Origin of the sequence: Curvibacter lanceolatus ATCC 14669 (assembly GCF_000381265.1) — a bacterium.
GTDB classification, from domain to species: Bacteria; Pseudomonadota; Gammaproteobacteria; order Burkholderiales; family Burkholderiaceae_C; genus Curvibacter; species Curvibacter lanceolatus.
Map to the genome: position 1 here is coordinate 48,766 of NZ_KB906280.1, position 23,924 is coordinate 72,689.

Sequence of the window (23,924 nt, forward strand, 5' to 3'; positions counted from 1 at the left end):
AAATCCTACTGGACGCCAGGCGCTCACAGCGCAATCGATTGCTGCTTCAGCACCTCGCCGAGGGTCTGATCGATGCGGGCCAGCACCCAACTGCTGCCATCTTTGGCGAAGTAGCCGGTGTTGCTCAGGCCGAACAGCGCAAATTCGCCAGCCCGGTCGAGTGCCACCTCGGCCATGAAGCCGGTCACGTGGCCAGTGTGGGTCAGCAGCAGCCGCTTCGGTGTGGCCACGGCCTGCCAGCCCCAGACATAGCGGCCATCAGAGGCTGCGAGCAAGTCGCGCACATAGACCTGTGGCAGCGGCGTGCGCTCCCCCTGCAGCGCCTGCACATGCCAGCGCAGCCACTGCGCGTAGGCCTCACCCGTGCAGGCCCAGTTGCCGGCGGGGGCGATGATGTCCAGCCAGTCCTGGGTGGCCAGGCTGTCCGGGGTGGCCTCGACCACGGCCAGCGCCCCGGCCGGGCCCTCATGCCCCCACAGCAGGTCGGAGGGCTTGGGCACCCAGGATCGCCAAACCCCTTGCAGGGCCAGGGGCTGCACCAGCACCTCGTCGAACACGGCCTCGAAGGCCCTGCCCGTGCGCGCTTCCACGATGGCGGCTGCCAGCACGTAACCTGCGTTGGAGTAGTGGAAGTCGCGCCCCGGCACGACACCGTCTGCAGGCGCCTGGGCCAGCAGCCAGCGTGCGAAATAGCTGCGACGGCCCACCGGGGTGTCGGGCAGGGGGCGGGTGTCGGCGCCGACCGCCGCCAGGAAAGCGTTCTCTTCCTGGCCGCTGCCGTTGAAGGCCGGCACGCCACCGCGGTGGTGCAGCAGATCGGCCAGGGTCACCTGCGCGTAGGCCGGGTGGATCTCCCCAGCCCAGGTCGGAAAGGCCTGCGGCAGGGTCATGGACAGGGCCGGGCCGCCGCGCTCGGCCAAAGCGGCGATGGCCGCACTGGTCATGGCCTTGGTGTTCGAGCCGATGGCAAAGCGGTCTTGCGATTCCACCGAGGCATTCTGGCCTTGACGCCGCTTGCCTGACACGGCCACGGCCACGCTGCCGGCCTTGCTGCTCACCTGGCCAAGCACCATGCCGACCAGGCCTGAAGCGACCCCGGCGTCCGCCTGGGCCTTGAGCAGGGCGGCAAGTCGGCTCTGATCCGAACTGTCGGCGCCCCCGCCGCATCCCGTCAGACCAAGCTCCAGCCCAAGGCCCAGGCTGCCGGACAGCAGAAGTTGCAGCACCGAACGGCGGCGCAAAGGTGAACAAGTGGCGTGAGTCGACATGCGAAGGCCTTGAAGTTGCGATGGCCGCCAGTGTGCGCAGACCAAGCCAAAGAGAAGCCAAATTCCGGCTTGGAGGGCTCGCCGCAGGCGCGACCCGCTCGCTTTGGGTTTCCCCAAGGTTGGCCCCCTAGAATCCCGGCCATGCACATCCTCCTGGTCGAAGACGATCTTGATCTGGGCCCGGCCCTGCTGGCGGCCTTGCGGGCCGAGGGCGTGAGCGCGCAATGGGTGCGGCGCGCCGCCGACGCCCGCGCCGCCATGGGGCCCGAGGTCGACCTGGTCTTGCTGGACCGCGCCCTGGCCGGTCAGGAAGGGCTGGATCTGCTGCGCCACTGGCGCATGAAGCGCATCACCACCCCGGTGATCGTCATCACCGCGCGGTCCGCGCTGACGGACCGACTCGAGGGCCTGGACGAAGGGGCCGACGACTACCTCGTCAAGCCCTTCGAGATTCCCGAGCTGTTGTCGCGCGTGCGGGCCGTGCACCGTCGCCATCGCCAGCAGGCCAGCGAGGTGTGGGAGCTGGGCGAACTGGCAGTGTCGCCGCGCTCGCACCAAGCCTGGCTGAAGGGCGAGTTGCTGCCCTTGTCTACACGTGAATTCCAACTGCTGCTGGCCCTGGCCAAAGACAGCAGCACGGTGGTGCCCAAGCAACTGCTGGGGCAGTTGCTGGAACCCCTGGGCGAGCCGGTGGACGCGGCCACCGTCGAGGTGCACCTGTCGAACCTGCGCCGCAAGATCGGCGCCGAGCGCATCCGCACCGTGCGCGGCGTGGGCTACCAGCTCCGGCCATGAGGAGGCCGCCGTCGTCATTGCAAGGGCGCCTGTTGGGGGTGCTGCTGGTCGCGGTGGTGCTGGTGGCCGCCGTGCTGGTGGGGATGGACTACCTGGCGTTCCGGTCCAGTATTTCTGACCGCGTGGCCCAGCGGTCTGCGGCCGAGGCCCTGGGCGAGGCACTGGCCGACGCGGACGAGCCCGTTGCCGCCGCCATCGTGCGGGCCTCTGAACTCCAGTTCAATCGATCGCGGCGTGCTGCCGGATTGCCCGACATCGAAGACCTGGCGTTCGAGCTCCAAACCCTCGAGGGGCGGCAGGTCTATGCTTCCGCGCCATTGAATGGCCAGCCTGCGTTGACAGTGGAGCAGGCGCGGCAGCAGGTCTTGCAGGTGCCAGGGCACGCCTACTGGCCCTGCCTGCACGAAACCGCTCGCTGGCGCGTCATGCTGCTGGAGCCTGTGGTGCAAGACAGCCTCTTGCTGCGTTGGCTGGGTGGTGGCATGTTGTCCTCTGTCCTGGTGGCCATCCCCTTGCTGCTGCTGCCGCTGTGGTGGGCTGTGCGCTCCGGGCTGGCACCGCTGCGCCGGCTGGTGTCAGCCCTGGCGCAGCGCGATGCGGCCACGCTGACGCCCCTGCACCTCGACCTGCGCTATGCCGAGCTTCAGCCCATCGTCGGTGCCATCGATGGCCTGCTGGCGCGTGCGCGCCGGCACCTGGAGCATGAGCGCCGCCTGACGCACGACACCGCGCATGAACTGCGCACCCCGCTGGCCGTGCTCGCCGCCCAGGCCCATGCCCTGGCCACTGCGCCCGATGCCGCTGCGGCGGAGCTGGCCCGGCAGGGCATTGCGCGGGGTGTGCAGCGCACATCGCATCTGGTGGAGCAACTGCTGACCCTGGCGGGGCTGGAGTCCCCTGACATCGCCCGCCCCACCCAGACCATCGACCTGGTGGCGCTGTGCCGCCAGCACCTGATCGACCTCACGCCACTGGCCGACGCCCGTAACATCGAGATGGCCCTGGAGTCGCCCGACCAATGCCAGGCCACGGTGGTGGTGCCGCCCCTGCACTCCATCCTCGACAACCTGCTGCGCAATGCCCTCAACCACTGTCCGCCGGGTTCGCTGGTGGAACTGCATCTCACACAGCAGGCGGGGCAATATCGAATCGAGGTGCAGGACAACGGCCCCGGCATGCCCGCCGAGGAGCGCGAGCGGGCCTTCGAGCGCTTCTTCCGAGGGCAGGGGGCTGGCCCGGGCTCGGGTCTGGGCCTGGCCATCGTGCACGAGGCCGCTCGGCTGCTCGGGGCCCGGGTGTGGCTGGCAGAGGGTGTTGGGGGGCGCGGGCTGCGTGTGACCGTCGAGTGGGGCGTCGGCTGACTTGGGGTGGGATGGTGTGTGGCGTTGGTGGCTCAGCCTAAGTGCCAAAGGCTGGACCTGGGTTGTCGACGCTTGTGCCTGCACTGCGGTGCTGCAAGATCCAGCCGAGTTTCACCGGCAAACGTCGGCGGCTCGCGCCGGCTGGGCATCGAAGAACATCACCAGATCGCTCAAGGTCTTGACCTTGCCAAAGAACGGGTTGGACTCTGTTTTGTCGAGTGATCGGCCCGCCCTGTCGGCGATGCGTGGGGCCAGGTGCATGTCAAGTTCCTCGGCGTCGATGCCGATGTCGACGAGCCGGTCTGATGCCCGCAGTGGAACCCGGGCTCCGTCATGGGCCAGCACAGCCTGCGTCTCTTCGTACACCGCGCGGATGACCCAGGTGTCCGTGGCGCGGGCGTTGAAGGAGCGGGCAAATTGGCAGATCGATTCGCCTGTGCGAGACCGGGCCAGGGCCCACCTTTTGTGCTTTTCACGCTCAGTTGCATTCTTCACGCACAGCGTGAGCAACAGCATGCCCAGTACCGTGGCCAAGGGATGTGCCACCGCCAAATAGCCCATGGCAGACAAGAAGATCGCTGCAACGCCGCCAATGCCCGCCTTTGCCCGCCAGGTCTTGGGCCTGGTGTGGACAGGGGGCATGGATCGGGAGGGGGCACGCATGGCGAGCATGCTAGCAAACACGCGTTTGGCCAGCGGGTTGCGGCGCCGTCGCGTCATCAACCTGGAGGTCTCATGCGCCTGGTGCGTGGTCTGTCAGGAGTTGATGCCACGCACCACGAGCGACAAAGCCCGCCGGTACTCCTTTCGCAGCCGGTAGACCCTGGCGGGACGATGCGCCGCGCCCGTCTCCATGGCGCCTTCGATGGGTTCCAGAATCCCCAGTTCGTCCATCTTGCGCCTGAAGCTCACCTTGTTGATGGCCTCGCCCAAGACCGCCTCGTAGACAGCCTGCAGGCGCGGCAGGGTCACCTGGTCTTCGCAGAGGTAGACCGGCAGTGAGGAGTATTGGCTCTTGGAGCGAACGCGGGCAACCGCCAACTCGATGATGCTCTTGTGGTCAAACGGCAGCTTGGGCAATCGACTGACTGGCGCCAAGACCATCCCGTTGGGGGCCACATCCAGTACTTCGGCGGGCACCAGCGCGTAGTAGACGATCGACACCGACCATCCTCTCGGGTCCCGGTCTGCGCCGGAATACGTGGCCAATTGCTCCAGATAGGGGCTGACGATCGCCGTCTTTTCCTTCAACACCCGGGCCGCTGCGTCCCAGGCCGTCTTGTCTTCCTGTGGGTGGATGTAGCCACCCGGCAGTGCCAGCTTTCCTGCACAGGGGGCGTTGCGGCGCTCGAAAAGAGCCACATGCAGCGCTTCATCCTTGAGCGTCAGCAGCACCACATCAACGGTGCAGATGATGGGGGGGAAGTCGAAATCAATTGCATTCTTGGCCATAGGCTTGCACGCTCGCTTGTCTTTGTTCACTCTAGCAACGAAGTAGCTTACCAAGTCGAATCCCTTCATGCAGAGATATCTGATCAACTCGTTTTTATAGTTAGTTGCACAATAAAACTAAGTAATGTAGAGTGCACTCAACAACACGAGTGGAGGCTCACATGAAACAACGGATTCAGCTGCTGATCATCGATCCGCAAAACGACTTCTGTGATCTGCCGGAGAGCTGGCAGTTCTCAGCCCCAATGACGGAGTGTCGGGTCGGGCCGGCGTTGCCTGTTGCTGGCGCGCATGCCGACATGCAACGACTGGCCGCGTTGATCCATGCCGGGAAAAGCGGTATCTCGGACATCATCGTGACGCTGGACTCTCACCACAGGGTCGATGTGGCGCACCCCCCGTTCTGGGTGCAGGCGGATGGGTCACCCGTCGCGCCCTTCACCACGATCACGGCCCGCCAAGTTCGAGATGGCGTTTACCGACCCCGCATGGCGGCAGCGCTGCCCCGTGTCATCCGCTACCTGGATGAACTGCAAGCACAGGGCCGGTATACGTTGATGGTCTGGCCGATTCATTGTGAGATCGGCACCTGGGGGCACAACATCCATGCGGGTGTGCAGGCCGCCTGCAACCAGTGGGAGGAAGAGCAGCTCAGCATCGTCAGGCAGGTCTACAAAGGTGCCAATCCGTGGACCGAGCACTACAGCGCCCTGCAGGCCGAAGTGCCCGACCCGGGCGATCCGGAAACCTTGCTGAATCAGAAGCTGATCTGGCAACTGGATCAGGCCGATGTGCTCCTGATTGCCGGCGAAGCCAGCAGCCACTGCGTCAAGGCCAGCACCGAACACATTGTGGACAAGCTGCCCAGCCGGCAGTTGAGCAAGGTGGTCCTGCTCACCGACTGCATGAGCCCTGTGGGCGGCTTTGAACAGCAAGCAGCGGGATTTTTCGCCGCCATGGCTGCCCAAGGCGTGCATCTGGCCACCAGCGAGGAGGTCTTGCCTCGCTTGCTGGCCAATGCCTGACCGCCGCGCACGGGCCCAACCCTGGGCGACCGTGGAATCCGCACTCTCAATAGAAAGCCCCTCATGAGCGCCGTCATCAGCAGTCTCCTGGAGACCGATCTTTACAAGTTCACCATGTGGCAGGCCATGCTGCACAGGCACCCGCAAACCCAGGCCGAATACGCCTTTGTGTGCCGCAATGAGAGTGCCTTTGCGCTGGCGGAGCTTGCGGACGAGGTCAACGCTGAACTGGACCACCTTTGCAGCCTCAGCTTCAAGGCCGATGAGCTGGCCTACTTGGGCAGCCTTCGGTACATGAAGTCCGACTTCGTGGACTTCATGCGGATCTTCCGCTTTCAGCGCGATTTCATCGAGGTCAAGACCCGGGGCCCCACACTCGAAATCGTGGCCCGGGGGCCACAAGTCCATGTCATGGGTTTCGAGATCTACGTGCTGGCCATTGTGAATGAGCTGTACTTTCGTCGTTTCGATGCCCCTTCAGCCCAGGCTGAAGGACGCCGCCGGCTGGCCGACAAGATCAGACTGCTCAAGCAATTCGGCTCGGAGCCCACGCGCGCCAATCCTTTCGAGTTTTTTGACTTCGGCGTGCGCCGGCGCTTCAGTGGGGTCTGGCAGCGCGAGGTGGTCAGCCAGTTGAAGCAAAGCGTGCCGGAGTACTTCAAGGGCACATCGAACGTCCTCCTGGCCAAGGACCTGGGTCTGGTTGCCATCGGCACCATGGCGCACGAGTACCTGCAGACCTATCAAGCCCTGGGGGTGCGTTTGCGTGATTTTCAACGGGCTGCCCTGGAGGATTGGGTGCAGGAATACCGTGGAGACCTGGGCGTGGCCCTGACCGACGTCGTCGGCATGGACGCCTTCCTGGCGGATTTCGATCTCTATTTCGCCAAACTCTTCGACGGCCTTCGTCACGACTCCGGTGACCCCATCGAGTGGGGCGAACGGGCGTTGGCTCACTATGCCAAGCTGCGCATCGATCCCCGCCCCAAGCGCCTGGTCTTTTCGGATGGGCTCGACGTGCCCACGGCTTTGCACATCTATCGCCACTTCGCTGACCGCATTCAGCTGGGCTTTGGCATCGGCACGAACCTCAGCAACGATGTCGGCCTCCAGCCGCTCAACATCGTGATGAAACTCACGCAAGCCAATGGCCAGTCGGTGGCCAAACTGTCCGACTCCCCGGGCAAGACACTGTGTCGGAACGAAACCTTTCTGGCCTACCTGCGCCAGGTTTTCAATGTGAAAGGCTGTCCATGCTGAAGATCACACTGGCTCAACTCAACCCGACGGTGGGTGATATCGACGGCAACGTGACCCGCATGACCCAGGCCGCCCAACGGGCCTGGACGGATGGCTCCGACATGATCGTGTTCCCCGAGTTGTCGCTCACGGGTTACTACCCCGGCGATCTGCTCGATGATCCGGCCTTTCTCGAACGTGTTGCCCGGGGGTTGGAGGCGATCAAGCAGGCCTCGCGTCAGATCCGGCAACTGGTGTATGTGATCGGGTCCCCCATGCCGCGAAACGGCGCCGGCAAGCGGCTGAGCAACGCCTTGCTGGCGATCCAGGCCGGCGAAGTCGTGTTGAGCTACAGCAAGCAGTTGCTACCGACCTACAACATCCTCGACGAGCGCCGCCACTTCGAGCCCGGCCCTGATGTGGCCCCCGTGCTGCGCGTGGGCCAGGCGCGCGTCGGCTTCATGGTATGTGAGGATGGCTGGAACGACCACGGTCAGGACTACGAGGTCAACCCTTTCCAACGCATGAGCGACGCCGCGCCTGACCTGGTGGTGTCGATCAACGCCAGCCCATCCGACATCGGCAAGCGCGAACTGCGGCAACAGGTGTTCGCCAAGGCCTGCAAACGCCACGGCCTGCCGCTGCTCTACGTCAACCAGGTGGGTGGCCAGGACCAGATCGTGTTCGATGGTGCCTCGTTCGCGGTCGAACCCCAAGCCGGTGTGGTCTTCGAGGCCCGGCGCTTCGAGGAAGACATCACCACCTTGCGTTTTGAACAGGGCCGCTTTCTGACCCTGCAAGGCGAGCTTCCGCCCCGGGTCTCGCGCGAGGGCCTGAGCACCATGGCCTTCTATCGCGCGCAGATCGTGCTGGGCCTGCGCGACTACGCCCGCCGCTGCGGCTTCAAGCAAGCGGTGGTGGGCTCGTCGGGGGGCATCGACAGCGCGCTCACGCTGGCGCTCGCCGTAGACGCGCTGGGCGCTTCCAACGTCGCTGCAGTCACCATGCCGTCGCAGTATTCTTCGGCCGGCTCGGTCGATGACTCGGTCACGCTGTGCCGCAACCTGGGGATCGAATTGTTCACCCACCCCATTGTCGATACGGTGCGGGCCCACAGCCGGCAATTCGAGGCCACCTACGGCCAGGAGCTGGCGGGCCTGGCCCTGGAGAACCTGCAGGCCCGCATCCGCGGAACCGTGTTGATGGCCCACTCGAACAGCTTTGGCCACCTGCTGCTCACCACGGGCAACAAATCCGAAATCTCGGTGGGCTACTGCACGCTGTACGGCGACACCAATGGCGGCCTGGGTCTCATCGGCGACCTGTACAAGACAGAAGTGTTTGCGCTGGCACGCCACATGAACGAGGTGAACGGGCACGGGCTCATCCCGCAGGCCATCATCGACAAAGAGCCCTCGGCCGAACTCGCGCCGGGCCAAAAAGACTCCGACAGCCTGCCGCCTTACCCCGTGCTCGACCCCATCCTGAAGTACGTGGTGGAGGGCGAGCGCCTGGCGCCCCATGAGTACGAACAAGCCCGTACCTTGGTCGAAGGTCTTCGGCATACCCGCGACGGCGCCATGTTGATTGAACGCATACGCCGGATGGTGGCCCGCAGCGAATACAAGCGGCGCCAGGCCCCGCCCATCATCCGTGTGCGGGCCAAGGCCTTCGGCTCGGGTCGGCAGATGCCCATTGCCGCTCAACACCTGTGAAACGAAGAGCCCCGGGAGGTGCCCTATGACTCAAGCCCAAGACCTGGCCGTTCTCATCGGCCGATTTCAGCCCTTTCACCGGGGCCACCAGGCATTGCTCCAGCTGGCGCTGGCGCAGGCGCGGCATGTGGCGGTGGTGATCGGTTCGGCCTTTCAGGCGCGCACGCCCAAAAACCCCTTCACCTGGCGTGAACGTGCCGACGTCATCCGGCTGACGCTCGGTGCAGCCGATCAAGAACGCGTCAGCTTCCTGCCGGTGCGCGATCACTACGATGAAGCCAGGTGGGTGCGCGACGTCCAGGCGGGCGTCCATGGCCTGGCTGAGGGGCTGTGCCCAGGCCATCGCGCCCGCATTGCCTTGGTGGGCCATGCCAAGGACGCTACAAGCGACTATCTGAACCACTTCGATGGCTGGGCCCTGATGGCAGCGCCTCGCCAGCATGCCGTTGACGGCACGCACATCCGAGACGCCTACTTCAGCCACGCCGGCAAGCGGGTTGAAGCCACGTTGGCTGCACTGGTCGAGACCGTGCCCGACACCACGCTGGCTTTCTTGCAGGCCTGGGCCGCCCTGCCCCATTTCGCAGAGCTGGCGAAGGAGTGGGAGATGCTGCAGCGCTACAAGGCGGCCTGGGCCACCGCACCATACCCGCCTGTTTTCGTCACGGTGGATGCGGTCGTCAAATGCGCCAATCATGTGCTGCTCATCCAGCGGGCGCAGGCACCGGGTGCGGGCCTGTGGGCTCTGCCGGGCGGGTTCATCGAACAGCGCGAAACCACGTACCAGTCAGCCCTGCGCGAGCTGCGTGAAGAGACGCGACTGAGGCTGCTGGATTCCACCATGCAGCACGCGCTGAAAGCCCGTGCGGTGTTTGACCACCCCGACCGCAGCCAACGCGGTCGCACCATCACCCACGCCTTCTTCTTCGACCTGGGGGAGCGCGCCCTGCCTGAAGTGCAAGCCGACGACGATGCACAGGCCGCGACTTGGCTGAGCATGGCGCAATTGCCCGATCTGGAAGACCGCTTCCACGACGACCACTTCCACATACTGGATCACTTCCTGGGTTTGACGCCTGTGCCAGCCGGCTGAGGGCTGTGCTCGGCTCGAACCCCTCAGACTGTTCGTTCCAGTCTGAGCCATACAGGCTTTTGCGCCCCGCGCTGTGGGACCGGATTGCCTTTGTCGAATGCCACCTGCCACCCCCCACATAAGCAAGCACACTTTTCTTCGTTTCCCGCCTGCGCGGGTGTTCCCACAATGGGATCCACCTTTTCTTCCTTCTTGTCATCCCCTCACGGAGCCTGCAACATGAGCACCTTGCGCCTTGGCGATACCGCCCCCGATTTCACCCAGGACTCCACCGCGGGGCCGATCCAGTTTCACAGCTGGGCTGGCGACTCGTGGGTGGTGTTGTTCTCGCACCCGGCCGACTTCACGCCGGTGTGCACCACCGAGCTGGGCAAGACGGCGGCCCTGTCGGGCGAGTTTGCCAAGCGCGGGGTCAAGCCCATCGCAGTGAGTGTGGACCCGCTGGACAAGCATGCCCAATGGGTGGCCGACATCAACGACACCCAGAACACCACGGTCAACTTCCCCATCCTGGCCGATGCCGACCGCACGGTGGCCACGCTGTACGACATGATCCACCCGAACTCGCTGGCCAATGCCACGGTGCGCAGCGTGTTCATCATCGACCCCAAGAAGGTGATCCGCACCACCTTCACCTACCCGGCCAGCACGGGGCGCAACTTTGACGAGATCCTGCGCGTGATCGATTCGCTGCAGCTGACCGACAGCCACAAGGTGGCCACACCCGCCAACTGGCGCGATGGCGACGATGTGGTGATCATCCCCAGCCTGCAAGACCCGGCCGAGATTGCCCAGCGCTTTCCCAAGGGCTTCAAGGCCGTGCGGCCTTATCTTCGCCTGACGCCACAGCCGAACCGCTGATGGAAGGCCGGCTTCAAACAGTGGCATGGATGATCGACTCGGGCGGGAACAGGTTCAGATCAGGCATGGCACGGGCCTCGGTGTCCTGGACATCATTGCGTCGTTGAGCACCTTCAGGATCATGCCGGGGCCCACAAAACAGGCAGCGGTCTGGCGCAACCCGGGGCGCTCAAGTCCAGGGCCACCGCGTCAGCGTCTTCTGGTATTGATATGCGAAAGGCAGAGCAACCGCGCCCAGTTCGCCCCTGGGGTCGATCGGTCAAAGGTGTTGGGGCCGACCTGAAGCGGCGTCTGTGATCAATGGGCCCCAGCCCGCACCGCTTCACGCCACAACGCGAGCCCCATGCCGCTCATTGCCACTCACTGCGCTTGGGCGCAATCCCACGTCCACCGGTAAATCTTCATCTTGTCCACCTGCTCACCCTCGGTGAACAGCCTCAGGCATTGGCGCCCCTTGCGGTAGTTGAAGATGCAGATGGCCCGGTCCATGGCGCAAGACTCCACTTCGGCAATCGCCTGCTGCCGCAGCGCCTTCTCGGTGCCCATGAACTCATCGTTGGCGTGGAGGTGCACATCCAGTGGCTGCCAGCCCTGGGCGAGCAAGTGCTGCCGCGTGGGGAGAAAGGGGGCCCCGGGGTGTAGCTTGGCAGCGGTGGCTGGTGTGGCTGGGGAGAGGGCGGCTGCGCAGAGAAGGGGCAGCAGGGAATGGTGGGGTTTGAGGCGGGGCTGGTGGGGCATAGGGTCGTTCAGGTGTTGCAGGCGGATGGAGCTAAGCCGTTGTTGCACGAGATTGACCTGACTGCGTAATTTACAGGAAGAGTTGCCGTTGAATCTGATTCAATGCAGTTGACGGAATGCTCCTTTTGCCATTGCGCTGTACTGAACAGCACTTCATTGTGGGTGAACGGAACGGGAGCACCCTCCCACCCCAGGGGTCGATTTCTAAGCTGCCTACGCGGCAGTGAACCGAGCTTGAGCAGCTCTTTGGAGTTGGCAGGCCTTTCAGATTGCCACTACAACAGGGTCAATTGAGCGTCGATGGTTGGCTTGTTGGTCTTGAGAGCAGCCAGGACTTGAGCCTGGCGGGGTTGCAGGGTGGGCACGCCGTGGATGGGCGTGGCGTGATCGATGCTGACGGTGTGGCGCTGGATGCGGCGCAGCTCGGCCAAGGCGGCCTCTGGCGACAGATCGCTGCTGGCGAGCTTCAGACGCTGACGCATGACGCGGTAGAGGATGAGCGCCATGAAGCAGATGCTGGCGTGGGCCTTGATGCGCTCGGGCAGGCGATGGAATACCGGAGCGATCTCAATCTCGGACTTGAGCACCTTGAAGCCGCGTTCGATGTCGGCCAGTGACTTGTAGCGCCTAACGATCTCGGTGGGGGTCATGTCGGGGACGTTGGTCACCAGCATGAGCTTGCCATCCATGAGCTGGGCCCTGGCCAGGGCGGTCTCATCGATCGTGTCGCTGAACAGATCGGATTGCAAATCCACTTTGATGATGCCCGCCAGGTGGGCATTGCTGACTTCGTGGAAGAAACGTGCCTTGGCTCCTGAGTCGGAGAGTTTGCGACCACGCCGGACTTTGCCCTTGTCCTGAGCGTCGAGCTTGCCTGCCAACTGATCCGCACGTTGCTGCAAGGCATGGATGCGCGCCAAGCGCACCTGGGTCTGCTCAGCCGCACGCAAGGGGTTGTGCGCCACCACCAGACGGTGGCCTTGCCACTGGGCCTCCTGCTCGATCTCCTCGCTGGCCTGGATGGCTTGTGCGCTCATGGCCTCCAGCAAATCGACAAACTCGCCATAGCGGCGTCCCGGCACGGCCAGGATGAATTCCAATGGCCGCGCACCGGCCACGTGCAGCTTGGCCAGCGCCTCGATGTTGTCCGGCGAGAGCCAACCCCGGTCGGCACCGGCGTCGTTATCTCAATTTCATGTTCGCAGATTTGCGATAAATCAGCGAAGCGGGAAAGTGGGTCGCAGATCTGAAATATCGTGCCTTATCAATTGCATATTTATATCTATGACATAAACTGACAATAAATAAGGCGATATTTTTGTTTTTTGATGGTTCTACTATCAATTGGATGAAGTCAGCCTTGTTGGCAGGCGGTGACGACGCTGGGGGGCAACTCAGCGAGCACCGGTGGAGTTTCTCGCGGCCGCAGGCCGCTTGCCTGGCCGCTGCGCACCGCAGTTGGCTGGTCCCTCTATGTCGGAAGGATGTGATTCATGAGTGAAGGAACGTGGTTGGTTGGCACAGCTGGCCAGGCTGTGATGCGCAGCAATGACCGGGGCGTGACGTGGCACCGGCTGGGTCTGGGGCAGCCGCTGGAGTTCGATGCCGTGGTGCGCTCGGTCTGCCTTGATCCTGCCGAGCCTCGGCGTGTCTATGCCGGCACGGACATCGGGCTGTGTGTCAGTCAGGATGTGGGCAACACCTGGGAGACATGCCAGACGCCCTTCTCGGGGCAGATGGTCTGGAAGGTGCTGGTGGATCCCCGCAATTCATCGCGGATTTTTGTGGGCACCGGGGCGCCATCGCGCGCTGCCTTGTGGCGCACGCTGGATGCAGGCCTCAACTGGGAGCGTGCTGCTGTCGACATCCCCGAGTTCTGCGCCGGGGTCAACCGGCCTCGTCTGCTGGCATTGGCGTTTGACCCCGTCGACCCGAACCAGCTGTGGTTCGGCCTGGAGGAGGGTGGCCTGTTCCATAGCCGCGATGGCGGCGCGGCCTGGCAGCGGGTGGATGGGCGGCTGCTGTGGCCCTTCCGCTCGGACATTCACAACATTCAGGTCCTGGCCAACCACGGAAAAAAGGTGGTTGTGGTGGCCTGTGTCAACGCGGTCTACCGCAGCTTGGATGAGGGCCAGACCTGGACAGGCTTTCTGCCCAATGACACCCATGGGCTCTATTACGCCCGCGCCCTGAGTGCACCACCGGGTTCTGAAAGCACCCTGTACCTGAGTCTGTCCGATGGCACTCCCGGGACCACCAGCCTGATTCTTCGCTCCTCGGACGCCGGAGAAAGCTGGCAGGTCTTGCCTCTGCCGCAGCAACCCAATTCCTGCTTCTGGTCCATTGCGATGGACCCGACAGATCCCCGCAAGGTCTTGGCAGGCACCAAGTATGGTCATTTGTTCACCTCGGTGGACGGTGGCAACAGCTGGCAGAAGCAGTGGCGTGAATTCAGCGAGATCACCGAGGTGGCCTGGTCACCCGTGGTGGCCTCGATCCAGGTGGCGCACCGCTCGGTGGTGCCCCATGAGGAGGCCGTGGCATGAGCTATCCCACCGTGGTACGCACGCATCTGGCCTTGCTGGTGAAGGACCCGGAGCTGTCAGCGCGTTGGTACGCGGACATCATCGGCATGACCGAAAGCGCTCGCGCCGAGCACTGGATCATGATGTCCTTCGGACCCAAGCACCATGACATCGCCCTGATAAGGGCCGAGCCGGGGGCTCAGCGTGGCGGCCTGGGCCTGCAGCACTATGGGCTGGAGATCGCCGGCGACATGGACACCCTGCGGCGGCTGTACGGGATGCTGTTGGACCGAGGCGTCGAGATCGTGAAGGTGACCGACCATGAGATCGGAACGGGTCTGTACTTCAACGACCCCGATGGCAATCGGATCGAGTTCTTCCTCGAAACCGATCACGACGACGAGCGAGCCAAGCGGCGCTTTGCCGACGCGCATGCGCCGAGCCGGAACATCACGCTGGATCGCCTTTGAAACCCTTTGAACGTCTTTGATGCTCTTTGACTGCCTTCAAGCGCAGTGACGGACATCCCCCCTTCCATCGATATCGCCTTCTTCACTGACATGCGACCGGCCTGGTGGCCGGCGTCATGTCCATTCAGGATTGAACATGAACAAGCAAAAAACCCAGGTCGTCATCGTGGGCGGCGGCCCGAACGGCATTGCCGCCGCCCATTACATGGGCCTCTATGGCATCGAGTGCGTGGTTCTTGAAGTGGCCCGGGAGATCCTGCCTTACCCGCGGGCCGTGGGCATGGATGACGAGGCTCTGCGGGTGCTGCAAGGTGTGGGCGTGGCCGAGCCCGCAGTGCAGGACATGATCTCTGATGTGCCGCTGCGCTACTTCAATGCGCGAGGCGTCTGCTTCGCGGAGGTCAAGCCCACCACCGCTGAGTACGGCTGGCCCATGCGCAACATCTTCATGCAACAACTGCTGGAGGCCACCTTGCGCGAAGAGCTGCGCAAGCGCTCCACCGTCGAGTTGCGTCTGGGCCATGAAATGCTGGAGTTGAGCCAGGACGAATCCGGCGTCACCCTGGTCGTGAAGAACCCCGAGGGCGAGGTCTACAAACTGGAGGCGCAGTATGTGATCGGCGCCGATGGCGGTCGCTCGGGCGTTCGCAAGCAACTGGGCATCGAGCTGGTGGGCTTGACGCATCCCCGCAAATGGGTGGTGGTCGATGCCGCCAACGACACCCTGGATGCCCCCTACACGGCGCTGCATGCCGATCCGCAGCGGCCCTTTGTCTGCATCTACCTGCCCTATCGCCAACGCCGTTGGGAGTTCATGCTGATGGAGCACGAGGACGAAGAACAGATGTGCGAAGAGGCCAACATCCGAGGCCTGATCCGCTCACACATCGGCGATGCGGTGGACCAGCTTGAGATCATCCGCATCCGGGCCTACACCCACAACTCACGGGTGGCCGAGCGCTTCGTGCAGGGGCGGGTGGCCTTGATCGGGGACGCGGCCCACATCACACCGCCTTGGGCCGGGCAGGGCTTGAACTCTGGCCTGCGCGACGTGGTGAATGTCTGCTGGAAGGTGGCCGCCATTGTCAAAGGCCATGCCAGCGCTGCGATCCTGGCCAGCTACGACGTGGAGCGCCGGGGACACGCGACCGACCTGATTGCACTGGCAGACAACATGGGGGCGATCCTGGGCATGACCAGCCCCTTGCTGGCGGGGGTCCGGGATTGGGTGTTTCAGGCGGTCGACACCGTTGAAAACCTGCGCTCCCACCTGCTGGAGTTCAAGTTCAAGCCCAAGGCCACCCTGGTGAAAGGCTTGATTCACCGGGAGTGGCCGGATGTGCGCGACGACGATGTGGTCGGGCAGTTGTTCATCCAGCCTTTTGTCGAGGATGGCCATGGCAAACGCACGCGCTTTGACGATGTGCTGGGCGACTTCTACGCCATCGTGGGCTTCCGAACCAACCCCAAGGCGGGCTTGAGCGATGAGGAGATTCGCCATTGGGAAGGCATGGGCGCCCGCTTCATTCAAGTCAACCGCTCACGCAGTGGCAGCGGGCGTCATCAACCCCTGGTGACGCCTGGCGTGATCAGCGTGGAAGACGCCGACAACAAACTGGAGGGCTGGTTTGCCCGTGCGCGAGCCCACATCGCCATCGTGCGCCCCGATCGGTTCGTGGCGGCCATCAGCAGCGCCGACAGGGCTGCCGAGACCTTGGGCAAGCTGGCGCGGCAGTTGCAGGGGCATTGAGCCCCGCGCCCCCCGGGCGGGCCGGTGGCCGTGGGGGCCCCGGCACCGCTGGGCGGGCCGCCGCGCGACCGGCATGCGCATCAGTGCTGCGTCGTGGCCACAGGGCGGCGCTCGGCTCGCAAGGTCTGTGAGGGCAGTTCACCAAACAGGCCGTGGTAGTCGGCCGCGAAGTGGCTCAAGTGGCTGAAGCCCCATTTGCTGGCCGCATCCCCGATCGACAGCTCTGCAGAATGGGTGCTCATCAGCTCGCGTCGGGCGCCATTGAGGCGGATCGACCTGATGTAGTGCGTCGGGGTGGTTTCCGTGACGTTCTTGAAGCTGTTCTGAATCGTGCGGCGGCTGATCTTCAGGCGCTCGCACAGGTCGATCACATTCGGCGGGTTGAAGGTGTCGGACACCGTGAGGTGATGGCATCTTTCGACAATGAAGCTGTGAACGGACGTGGGTTGCCGCTCCAGTGACTTCAGGTGAGGGTCGGCCAGCAACTCCATCAGCTCATCGAGCAAGGCGCTTTCCAGATTGGGTTCGAACCCCGTTTGGGTGCTCGCCGTGCCATCGGCAATCGCTTCAGAGAACATGGCCACCAATCGGCGCCGGCATTCACTGAATCGATGCGTCGGGATGCGAATCACAGGCTGCTTGAGCAACTTCTCGATGTTCTCCGCATCCGGCGAGTCATCGAGCGCATGGTCAAAGAGCTCGCTGTCGAAGGTCAGTGACAGCATGTCCATGCCCATGGGCATGTGGAACATGAATTCCTCGCCACCGCGCAACACGAACAGGCTGGTTTCGTCGGCCTCGCGTCCTTGCATTCTGATGGCGCCAGGAATCGCAATCGGCACGGCAAAGCAGACCTTGCCACGCGGTGCCTCGCCGTGCTGAACAACGCGCTGGTTGATCTGTTCGCGAAAAACGTGGAGGCGCTGGCTCTTGATCTGTGCCAGCGAGCTTTGCAGATTGCCTGCGCTGATCTGGCTGTAGGTCTGACGCCAATCGTTCACGGCAGAGGCATGCGTCTGCACATCATTGAAGCGATTCATGCTGAGGTTCATGGCGTTTCTGTGTTGTTTGAAGGGGAGGCGGAACTGACGTGTGGGTGACGCTGCAAGAACCGTGCAAGTCCAGAACGATGTCCGGGGGCCTGCTCAGAGCGCGGATTTTGCGACCGGTTCAGATGCACCGTTGATCGGGGAAACCCTTGGCATTCAGCGATATGCATGCGGCGACCTTCGCGGTCTTTTTGCTGGCCGGGCGCGCACAGATCCTGGTGCCTGCAGCTGGTGCATGTCAGCGCCGAGCTGCTTGATGTTGGTGCGTGGAGGGCGCGCAGATGGCGCATAGATAGCGCAATGAGGGCGCAACAAGGTGGCGCAAAAAGGCGGCAGCGGCAGATGCCAATTTGGGCTAACGGTGAACAGGGGGGCTGACGAGAATTTGTTCGTCCACCACCTCAACGGGTGGCAACAGCCCCTTGAAATCTGCGCACCTCCGTGTGTGCCCGTCTTGTTCGGAGAACCGATGACTTACGAAAACGCCCGCTTCTGGCACCCCATGATGCACCCCGGAGCAATGAAGGAGCGCAAGCCGCTTCGCATCGTCCGTGGCGAAGGCTGCTATGTCTTTGACGACGCTGGAAAACAGTACGTTGATGGCGTGGGTGGTCTGTGGAATGTGAACGTCGGGCACAACCGCAGCGAGGTCAAGAAGGCCATCGTTGACCAGCTCGATCAGCTCGAGTACTTCCAGTTGTTTGACGGCGTCTCCAACCCGCCGGCCGAACAGTTGTCGGCCAAGCTGATCGCCGCGCTGGCCCCGGAAGACATGAAACGTGTGGTGTTCAGCTCCAATGGATCGGACGCAACCGAAACCGCCTTGAAGCTGGCCCGCCAGTACTGGAAGGTGCTGGGCCAGAAGGACCGCACCAAGTTCATTTCACTCAAGGAGGGCTATCACGGCAGTCACTTCCTGAGCGCATCCGTCAATGGCAACACGGTGTTCCGCCGCAACTACGAGCCGCTGATGCCGGGCTGCTCGCAGGTGCAAAACCCCTGGGTCTATCGCAACCCCTTCACCCAGGATCCGGAGCAACTGGTCGACATCTGCATCTCTTTGCTGGAGCGTGAGATCGAGTTCCAGGGCCCCGATACCGTGGCGGCCTTCATTGCGGAGCCCGTGCAGGGCGCCGGTGGCGTGATCGTTCCGCCGGCCAGCTTCTGGCCGCGCGTTCGCGAGGTGTGTGACAAGTACGGCGTGCTGTTGATCGCCGATGAGGTGGTCACGGGCTTCGGCCGCACGGGCAGCCTGTTCGGCGCACGCGCCTGGGGCGTCAAGCCTGATTTCATGTGCTTCGCCAAGGGCCTGTCTTCTGGCTATGTGCCCCTGGGCGCCACCGTGTTCAACAGCCGGGTGGCCGATGCCTTCGAATCCAACCAGGACTTCTCCGGCGTCGTGATGCACGGCTACACCTATGCCGGGCATCCGGTGGGTTGTGCCGCGGCCATTGCCAGCCTGGACATCGTCGAAAAAGAAGACCTGCCCGGCAATGCCGGTCGCCAGGGTGCTTACCTGCTCGAGGCGCTGAAGCCCTTTGTGGACCGCTTCGAGGCCGTGGGCGAAGTGCGTGGCAAGGGCCTGATGCTGGCCATCGATCTGGTCAATGACAAGAAGACCCGCGAGTCCATCAGCCCGATGTCGGGGTATGCCTACAGCGTGGCCGAGGTGGCGCGCCGCCACGGAGCGATCGTGCGCCCGGTGGGCACCAAGATCATTCTCTCCCCCCCCGTTGGTCATGCAGCGCCCCGAGATCGATTCGATCGTCTCCGCACTGGACGCCGGCTTCAGCGAAGTGCCTTTCGTGCGCTGAGTCGCAGGTTCCAAGCTTCCAACCCATGCAGGCATTGCCATGACTCAACATTTGAAACACTTCATTGAAGGCGCACAGGCCGAAAGCTCGGATGGCGCCAGGATGGACCTGATCAGCCCCGTCAGTGAGCAGGTTTACGCGACCGCGGCGCGGGGTACCGCTGACGATGTGCATCGGGCTGTTGCCGCTGCCCGAGCCCAGCTGGACGGCGGGGCCTGGAGTCAGCTCAACGGTTCCCAACGCGGCTTGCTGCTCAGCAAGCTGGCGGATCTGGTGTTGCGCGACACCGATCGGCTGGCCGATATGGATGCCACGGCCATCGGCCGCTCGCCCATGGAGCCCCGCATGATGGACGTGCCCAACGCGGTGGCGAATCTGCGCGCCGCAGCAGGCTGGGCGAATCAGCTCGAAGGGCGGACCATCCCCACCGCGGGCTACATGGGCACCAAGACCCTGTCCTACACCGTGCGCGAACCCATCGGGGTGGTGGGCGCCATCGTGCCCTGGAACTCGCCTTTGATGATCACCACCTGGAAGGTGGCTGCCTTGCTGGCCGCCGGATGCACGGTCGTGATCAAGCCGTCGGAAGAAACACCGCAGTCGGCATTGCACCTGGCCTTGCTGTGCCAGGAGGCCGGCTTTCCGGATGGTGTGGTGAACGTGGTCACGGGTGACGGCGAAGTGGTCGGCCGTGCCCTCTGCGAGCACCCTGGCGTCGACAAGATCAGCTTCACCGGCAGCCCGGAGGCCGGCCGTGCCATCCAGCGCATTGTCGGGCCGATGTTCAAGCGTGTTGCCCTGGAGTTGGGAGGCAAAAGCCCGCAGATCGTGTTTGACGACGCGGTCTTTGAAGATGCCGTTCGCGGCTGCGCCATGGGGCTGTTCGTCAATCAGGGGCAGGTTTGTGCGGCCGGCTCCCGGATCCTGGTCCATCGCAGCATCGCAGACCGGTTTGCCGCTGCGCTGGCGCAGGCGGCAGAGGCCATCACGGTGGGCGACCCATCGCTGCCTGGCGTCCAGATGGGGCCCGTGGCCAAGAAGGCCCAGTACGACCGGGTCAACAAATACATCCAGCTCGGCCTGTCCGAGGGGGCCCGTTTGTTGGCGGGGGGTGTTTCTGAGTCCCGCAAGGGGTGGTTTGTGAAGCCCACGATCTTCGCCAACGCCAACAACCAGATGACGATCGCTCGTGAAGAGATCTTCGGGCCTGTGGGCACGATCATCGCTTTCGACACGGACGAAGAGGCCATCGCCCTGGCCAACGACTCTGACTATGGCCTCGCTGCCACCGTCTGGACCCGTGACCTGAGCCGTGCGCACAAGGTGGCCGGGGCCGTGAAGGTGGGTGCCGTCGGTGTGAATTGCTGGAGCCCGCTCGATGCCAACCTGCCCTGGGGGGGCCTGAAGACCAGCGGGATCGGCCGTGAAGGAGGCCTGTCTGGCGCGGTGGCCTACACCGAAGAGAAGGTCATCACGGTGCTCCTGCCCTGATACCGCCAGCCACCCCCAATTCAAGGAGAGATCGATGAAGTGGAAAAACACGGTGGATGCCTATGGCACAGCCTCCATGCTCTTTCATTGGCTCACTGCCGTCGGTTTCCTGTCTGCGTATGCCGTTGTCTATTACGTCATCTGGATCGTCGACCCGGAGACCAGCGTCAAGCCGCCCCTTTTCGGTCTTTCCGCGGATGCCCATCGGGTGGTTCCCTTGCTCAACATCCATTGGGTGCTGGGCATCACGATCGGTGTGCTGACACTGCCTCGCTTGCTCTGGCGCCTGGCGGGTACCCGCCCCGATCCCGTGCCCGGCTCCCGCCTGGAGCATCTGGGCTCCGAGGTGGCCCATGGGGCGCTGTACGGCCTTCTCTTGTTGATGCCGATCTCGGGCTACATGACCACCTACGACCCGACGGACTTCGGCCTGTTTGTCCTGCCGGCATGTCGTGACACTTCCTGGGCCGAGATGGTCCGCGCTGGCATGGGCTGGTCGGTGCTCGAGCTGGAAGAGGCCATGTGGGCCGTCCACAGCTTCCTGGGCAAATGGGTGGCGTGGGTGCTCGTCGCCTTGCATGTGGGCGCTGCGCTCATGCACCACTTCGTGCGCCATGACACCGTGCTGCGCCGCATGTTGCCTCGTCGATAAGCCGTCCAACCTCCATCGAACACTTCCGAACTTCCGACCTCATGGACCTATCTCATCATCCCGCTCTCGATCTGATCAGCGAACGCACCTCGGTCGACAAGTTTGATCCGAGCTTCGACATCGACGACTCGGTGCTGCAGACGCTCACCTTCTACGCCACCGAGGCACCGAGCGCCTACAACCTGCAGAACTGGCGCTTCATCGCCGTGAAGTCGGCGCCACGCAAGCAACTGTTGGCCGAGGCTGCCTATGGCCAGCGCAAGGTGGCCGATGCCGCGGTGACCTTCATTGTGTGTGGGCGGCTGGACGCCCACCTTGAGCTGGGGCTGACCCTGCTGCCATTTCATGATGAGGGCTACATCAGTGAGAAGGAGCTGGCCGATTGGGTCAGCGATGCGCAGTCTGCGTTCCAGGACAAGCCCGCCAAACAACGGGATGAAGCGATCCGCTCGGCTTCATTGGCCTCCATGAACCTGATGCTGGCCGCTCAAGCCATGGGCCTTTGCACAGCCCCCATCGGCGGCTTTGATGTCGATGCGCTGCGGCAAGCATTTGGCCTGCGGGCCGAAGACCTGCCCGTGATGCTGATTGCCGTGGGCCAGTCGGCCAGCGGCAACTGGCCGCGCAAGCGCCGTCGCCCGGTGGCCGAGGTGCTGCAGGTGCAGTAGCCGCAGTAGCCGCATTCAGCCTGACGCACCCGACACCCCATTGCTCATTCATCCCCGAGAAATCTCGCCCCCTTCAACTGCTTCACGATTGGAGAATCCATGTCTGTCCCATGCCTGCGCCGCCGCTCCTTTGCGCACACCCTCAAAATCACCGCCGTGCTGGTGGGCCTGTTGGCCGGCAGCCATGCGGCACGGGCTGCCGATTTGGCCCAACTCGACAAGCTGACGCCATCTGGCGCCGAAAAAAGTGGCAACAAGGACGGCAGCATTCCGGCATGGGAAGGTGCCGAGCCACCCTTGCCAGGCTGGGAATGGGGCAAACTGCGCCAGGCGCACTGGAAGTACAAGGACGAGAAGCCTCTTTTCACCATCGATGCCAGCAACGTCGACAAGTACGCCGACAAGCTCTCCGCGGGGCAGGTGGCCATGGTCAAGCAGACCAAGGGCTACAAGATGGATGTGTTTCCCAGCCACCGCACCTGTGGCGTGCCCGATTTCGTGGCCAGCAACACGCGCAAGAACGTCGGCACCGCAGCGCTGAACCCAGACGGCTGGAGCCTCAAGGACGCCACGGTTCCGGGTTATCCGTTTCCCATGCCCACGTCGGGCGTCGAAGCGATGTGGAACGCCAAGATGCGCTACCGCGGTGTGGGCATCGACTACAAGGCCACCATCACGGCGGTGTCGCCCCGCCGAGGCAGCAACGAGTGGATCCGTGCCGACTCCGAGCAGACCCTGTTCATCCCCTGGGGTGTGAAGGGCTCGAATGCCCTGTCGTCCTACCCACCCGTCGAGTTCTATGTCTACTTCGGCTATGTCGCGCCGGCAGCCTTGGCAGGGCAGTCCCTGGCCATCACGCAATACATCAACCAGGCTGAAAACGAGACCTTCTACTACTTCCCGGGCCAGCGTCGCGTGCGTCGCATGCCGACCTACTCCCATGACTCGCCCCAGATCGGCATGGAAAACCAGTACACGCTGGATGAGCCCAACGTTTTCAATGGCGCACTGGACCGCTTCGACTGGAAGCTTGTCGGCAAGAAGGAGATCTACGTCCCCTACAACGCCTTCGGTGCGTACGACTTCAAAGCCAAGTTCGAAGACGTGGCTGGCAATGACTTCATCGCGCAAACCCATCGCCGCTATGAGCTGCACCGGGTCTGGGTCATCGAAGCCACGGTCAAGGCCGGCATGCGCCACTCGGCGCCCAAGCGCACGATCTACCTCGATGAAGACAGCTGGGCCCCGGTCCTGATGGACGACTTCGACGGTCGCAACCAACTGGCCAAGATGCGTGAAGGCTTTCTGATCCCGGTCTACGAAACAGGCACCTGCGATGCCATGGCCATGGTGCAAAACAACCTGGCGGAAGGCCGTTATGTCTTTGACACCCACACCGTGGGCACCGGCAAAGACATCCGCTGGATCACCGAGCCTGGCAAGCATCCCCGCCTGAAGGCCAATTTCTACACGGCTGACAACCTGCGCTCGATCAGCGAGCGCTGATTCACGGTCTCCCATCCAGACACCGCCAGCCAGGGCTGGGGACCGGTGTCTGCCTATTCCAAGATTGAATTACCAGAGGGTTTCTTATGATCGGACTTCGCTTCTCCGTTCTGTCAACCGCTGCCTGCCTGGCCTGCGGCCAGGCTGCAGCCTTCACCTTCGAGACCGAAGACGGCCTGCGCGGCAGCTTCGACTCGACCGTGTCGGTGGGTACCGGCATCCGCGTCAAAGACCCCACCCCGGGCTTGATCGCCTCGGGCAACACCGGCTCGCCCGCTGGCGGCCTGAGCGCCGTGTCGGGCCTGGGCGACCAGGGCGACCTCAACTACAAGAAGGGCCAGCCCTTCACCACCTACCTCAAGGGCTCGCACGAGCTGGTGCTCAAGCCCAGCGAAGACCTGACCTTCATGGGCCGCATCACCTGGCTCAAGGACGTCAGCGCCACCAACACC

At 63.5% G+C, this 23,924-nt stretch carries 20 protein-coding genes and 2 pseudogenes; 16 read left to right on the forward strand and 6 right to left on the reverse strand.

Translation table 11 applies throughout. The annotated features are described in order from the left end of the window. Positions 1-23 precede the first annotated feature (23 nt). Complete coding sequence (locus F624_RS0128140; RefSeq protein WP_084679744.1) at positions 24-1,268, reverse strand: serine hydrolase domain-containing protein; 1,245 nt, start codon at positions 1,266-1,268, stop codon at positions 24-26. A gap of 141 nt (positions 1,269-1,409) precedes the next feature. Between F624_RS0128140 and F624_RS0128145 the strand changes: the two genes are divergently transcribed. Both F624_RS0128145 and F624_RS0128150 read left to right on the forward strand, forming a co-directional pair. Beyond that, entirely contained in the window at positions 1,410-2,063 is a 654-nt protein-coding gene (locus F624_RS0128145; protein ID WP_019577728.1) for a response regulator, read from the forward strand. Further along, the gene (locus F624_RS0128150) at positions 2,060-3,424 is read left to right on the forward strand and encodes a sensor histidine kinase (protein ID WP_031256540.1); all 1,365 of its coding nucleotides are present in this window, start codon (positions 2,060-2,062) and stop codon (positions 3,422-3,424) included. The genes F624_RS0128145 and F624_RS0128150 overlap by 4 nt, the downstream gene beginning before the upstream one ends. A 111-nt stretch (positions 3,425-3,535) precedes the next feature. Here F624_RS0128150 and F624_RS0128155 read toward each other — a convergent pair whose 3' ends face one another. Further along, positions 3,536-4,087 (reverse strand): hypothetical protein, encoded by a 552-nt coding sequence (locus F624_RS0128155; protein ID WP_043426924.1) that lies wholly within the window; start codon positions 4,085-4,087, stop codon positions 3,536-3,538. A 93-nt stretch (positions 4,088-4,180) separates the two neighbouring features. Beyond that, positions 4,181-4,876, reverse strand: a complete 696-nt coding sequence (locus F624_RS0128160) for an NUDIX hydrolase (RefSeq protein WP_019577731.1) — start codon at positions 4,874-4,876, stop codon at positions 4,181-4,183. A gap of 161 nt (positions 4,877-5,037) precedes the next feature. On the opposite strand from F624_RS0128160, the gene F624_RS0128165 reads away from it, so the two are divergent. The 5 genes from F624_RS0128165 (at position 5,038) to F624_RS0128185 (ending at position 10,809) form a co-directional block, all read left to right on the forward strand. After that, positions 5,038-5,901 carry a cysteine hydrolase family protein gene (locus tag F624_RS0128165; protein ID WP_019577732.1) on the forward strand — a complete coding sequence of 288 codons (864 nt, stop codon included), beginning with the start codon at positions 5,038-5,040 and terminating at the stop codon, positions 5,899-5,901. Positions 5,902-5,964: 63 nt separating this feature from the next. After that, on the forward strand, positions 5,965-7,161 hold the full coding sequence (pncB, locus tag F624_RS0128170) for a nicotinate phosphoribosyltransferase (RefSeq protein WP_019577733.1): 1,197 nt from the start codon (positions 5,965-5,967) through the stop codon (positions 7,159-7,161). Then, on the forward strand, positions 7,155-8,855 hold the full coding sequence (locus tag F624_RS0128175) for an NAD+ synthase (protein ID WP_019577734.1): 1,701 nt from the start codon (positions 7,155-7,157) through the stop codon (positions 8,853-8,855). Before pncB ends, F624_RS0128175 begins: the two co-directional genes overlap by 7 nt. 25 nt (positions 8,856-8,880) lie before the next feature. Continuing rightward, a complete protein-coding gene (locus tag F624_RS0128180; RefSeq protein ID WP_019577735.1) occupies positions 8,881-9,948 on the forward strand; it encodes a bifunctional nicotinamide-nucleotide adenylyltransferase/Nudix hydroxylase in 1,068 nt (355 codons plus the stop codon). A 219-nt stretch (positions 9,949-10,167) separates the two neighbouring features. Next, complete coding sequence (locus F624_RS0128185; protein ID WP_019577736.1) at positions 10,168-10,809, forward strand: peroxiredoxin; 642 nt, start codon at positions 10,168-10,170, stop codon at positions 10,807-10,809. A 360-nt stretch (positions 10,810-11,169) separates the two neighbouring features. Here the strand turns inward: F624_RS0128185 and F624_RS0128195 are convergent, their stop codons facing one another. Both F624_RS0128195 and F624_RS0128200 read right to left on the reverse strand, forming a co-directional pair. Then, a complete protein-coding gene (locus tag F624_RS0128195) occupies positions 11,170-11,595 on the reverse strand; it encodes a hypothetical protein (RefSeq protein ID WP_157443667.1) in 426 nt (141 codons plus the stop codon). A 227-nt stretch (positions 11,596-11,822) separates the two neighbouring features. Next, positions 11,823-12,719 (reverse strand): annotated as a pseudogene (locus F624_RS0128200) (IS1634 family transposase); the annotation flags it as partial. A gap of 321 nt (positions 12,720-13,040) precedes the next feature. Between F624_RS0128200 and F624_RS0128205 the strand changes: the two are divergent. The 3 genes from F624_RS0128205 to F624_RS0128215 all read left to right on the forward strand — a co-directional run bounded on the left by F624_RS0128205 (position 13,041) and on the right by F624_RS0128215 (position 16,292). Next, positions 13,041-14,093: a WD40/YVTN/BNR-like repeat-containing protein gene (locus F624_RS0128205; protein ID WP_031256547.1), complete on the forward strand. Its 1,053-nt coding sequence runs from the start codon at positions 13,041-13,043 to the stop codon at positions 14,091-14,093. Further along, positions 14,090-14,542: a VOC family protein gene (locus F624_RS0128210; protein WP_019577741.1), complete on the forward strand. Its 453-nt coding sequence runs from the start codon at positions 14,090-14,092 to the stop codon at positions 14,540-14,542. Before F624_RS0128205 ends, F624_RS0128210 begins: the two co-directional genes overlap by 4 nt. 136 nt (positions 14,543-14,678) lie before the next feature. Next, a complete protein-coding gene (locus F624_RS0128215; RefSeq protein ID WP_019577742.1) occupies positions 14,679-16,292 on the forward strand; it encodes a bifunctional 3-(3-hydroxy-phenyl)propionate/3-hydroxycinnamic acid hydroxylase in 1,614 nt (537 codons plus the stop codon). Positions 16,293-16,372: 80 nt separating this feature from the next. Here F624_RS0128215 and F624_RS0128220 read toward each other — a convergent pair whose 3' ends face one another. Continuing rightward, on the reverse strand, positions 16,373-17,344 hold the full coding sequence (locus tag F624_RS0128220) for a helix-turn-helix domain-containing protein (RefSeq protein ID WP_019577743.1): 972 nt from the start codon (positions 17,342-17,344) through the stop codon (positions 16,373-16,375). A 466-nt stretch (positions 17,345-17,810) separates the two neighbouring features. On the opposite strand from F624_RS0128220, the pseudogene F624_RS32920 reads away from it, so the two are divergent. The 6 genes and pseudogenes from F624_RS32920 to F624_RS0128250 form a co-directional block, all read left to right on the forward strand. Beyond that, positions 17,811-19,155: pseudogene (locus tag F624_RS32920) on the forward strand (aminotransferase class III-fold pyridoxal phosphate-dependent enzyme). A gap of 39 nt (positions 19,156-19,194) precedes the next feature. Beyond that, complete coding sequence (locus F624_RS0128230) at positions 19,195-20,646, forward strand: aldehyde dehydrogenase family protein (protein WP_031256549.1); 1,452 nt, start codon at positions 19,195-19,197, stop codon at positions 20,644-20,646. A gap of 34 nt (positions 20,647-20,680) precedes the next feature. Continuing rightward, positions 20,681-21,298, forward strand: coding sequence for a cytochrome b (locus tag F624_RS0128235; protein WP_019577745.1), 618 nt, complete (start codon positions 20,681-20,683; stop codon positions 21,296-21,298). A gap of 41 nt (positions 21,299-21,339) precedes the next feature. Then, entirely contained in the window at positions 21,340-21,966 is a 627-nt protein-coding gene (locus F624_RS0128240; protein ID WP_019577746.1) for a nitroreductase family protein, read from the forward strand. A gap of 99 nt (positions 21,967-22,065) precedes the next feature. Continuing rightward, positions 22,066-23,472: a DUF1329 domain-containing protein gene (locus F624_RS0128245; protein ID WP_019577747.1), complete on the forward strand. Its 1,407-nt coding sequence runs from the start codon at positions 22,066-22,068 to the stop codon at positions 23,470-23,472. 86 nt (positions 23,473-23,558) lie between these two features. Beyond that, the coding region (locus tag F624_RS0128250; protein WP_031256553.1) for a DUF1302 family protein at positions 23,559-23,924 on the forward strand (366 nt) is incomplete at its 3' end.

What these genes read in the sequence shown, in the direction of transcription:
- F624_RS0128140 (WP_084679744.1), bottom strand. Translation starts at nt 1,268, where the DNA reads ATGTCGACTCACGCCACTTGTTCACCTTTGCGCCGCCGTTCGGTGCTG.
- F624_RS0128145 (WP_019577728.1), top strand. Translation starts at nt 1,410, where the DNA reads ATGCACATCCTCCTGGTCGAAGACGATCTTGATCTGGGCCCGGCCCTG.
- F624_RS0128150 (WP_031256540.1), top strand. Translation starts at nt 2,060, where the DNA reads ATGAGGAGGCCGCCGTCGTCATTGCAAGGGCGCCTGTTGGGGGTGCTG.
- F624_RS0128155 (WP_043426924.1), bottom strand. Translation starts at nt 4,087, where the DNA reads ATGCGTGCCCCCTCCCGATCCATGCCCCCTGTCCACACCAGGCCCAAG.
- F624_RS0128160 (WP_019577731.1), bottom strand. Translation starts at nt 4,876, where the DNA reads ATGGCCAAGAATGCAATTGATTTCGACTTCCCCCCCATCATCTGCACC.
- F624_RS0128165 (WP_019577732.1), top strand. Translation starts at nt 5,038, where the DNA reads ATGAAACAACGGATTCAGCTGCTGATCATCGATCCGCAAAACGACTTC.
- pncB (WP_019577733.1), top strand. Translation starts at nt 5,965, where the DNA reads ATGAGCGCCGTCATCAGCAGTCTCCTGGAGACCGATCTTTACAAGTTC.
- F624_RS0128175 (WP_019577734.1), top strand. Translation starts at nt 7,155, where the DNA reads ATGCTGAAGATCACACTGGCTCAACTCAACCCGACGGTGGGTGATATC.
- F624_RS0128180 (WP_019577735.1), top strand. Translation starts at nt 8,881, where the DNA reads ATGACTCAAGCCCAAGACCTGGCCGTTCTCATCGGCCGATTTCAGCCC.
- F624_RS0128185 (WP_019577736.1), top strand. Translation starts at nt 10,168, where the DNA reads ATGAGCACCTTGCGCCTTGGCGATACCGCCCCCGATTTCACCCAGGAC.
- F624_RS0128205 (WP_031256547.1), top strand. Translation starts at nt 13,041, where the DNA reads ATGAGTGAAGGAACGTGGTTGGTTGGCACAGCTGGCCAGGCTGTGATG.
- F624_RS0128210 (WP_019577741.1), top strand. Translation starts at nt 14,090, where the DNA reads ATGAGCTATCCCACCGTGGTACGCACGCATCTGGCCTTGCTGGTGAAG.
- F624_RS0128215 (WP_019577742.1), top strand. Translation starts at nt 14,679, where the DNA reads ATGAACAAGCAAAAAACCCAGGTCGTCATCGTGGGCGGCGGCCCGAAC.
- F624_RS0128220 (WP_019577743.1), bottom strand. Translation starts at nt 17,344, where the DNA reads ATGAACCTCAGCATGAATCGCTTCAATGATGTGCAGACGCATGCCTCT.
- F624_RS0128230 (WP_031256549.1), top strand. Translation starts at nt 19,195, where the DNA reads ATGACTCAACATTTGAAACACTTCATTGAAGGCGCACAGGCCGAAAGC.
- F624_RS0128235 (WP_019577745.1), top strand. Translation starts at nt 20,681, where the DNA reads ATGAAGTGGAAAAACACGGTGGATGCCTATGGCACAGCCTCCATGCTC.
- F624_RS0128240 (WP_019577746.1), top strand. Translation starts at nt 21,340, where the DNA reads ATGGACCTATCTCATCATCCCGCTCTCGATCTGATCAGCGAACGCACC.
- F624_RS0128245 (WP_019577747.1), top strand. Translation starts at nt 22,066, where the DNA reads ATGTCTGTCCCATGCCTGCGCCGCCGCTCCTTTGCGCACACCCTCAAA.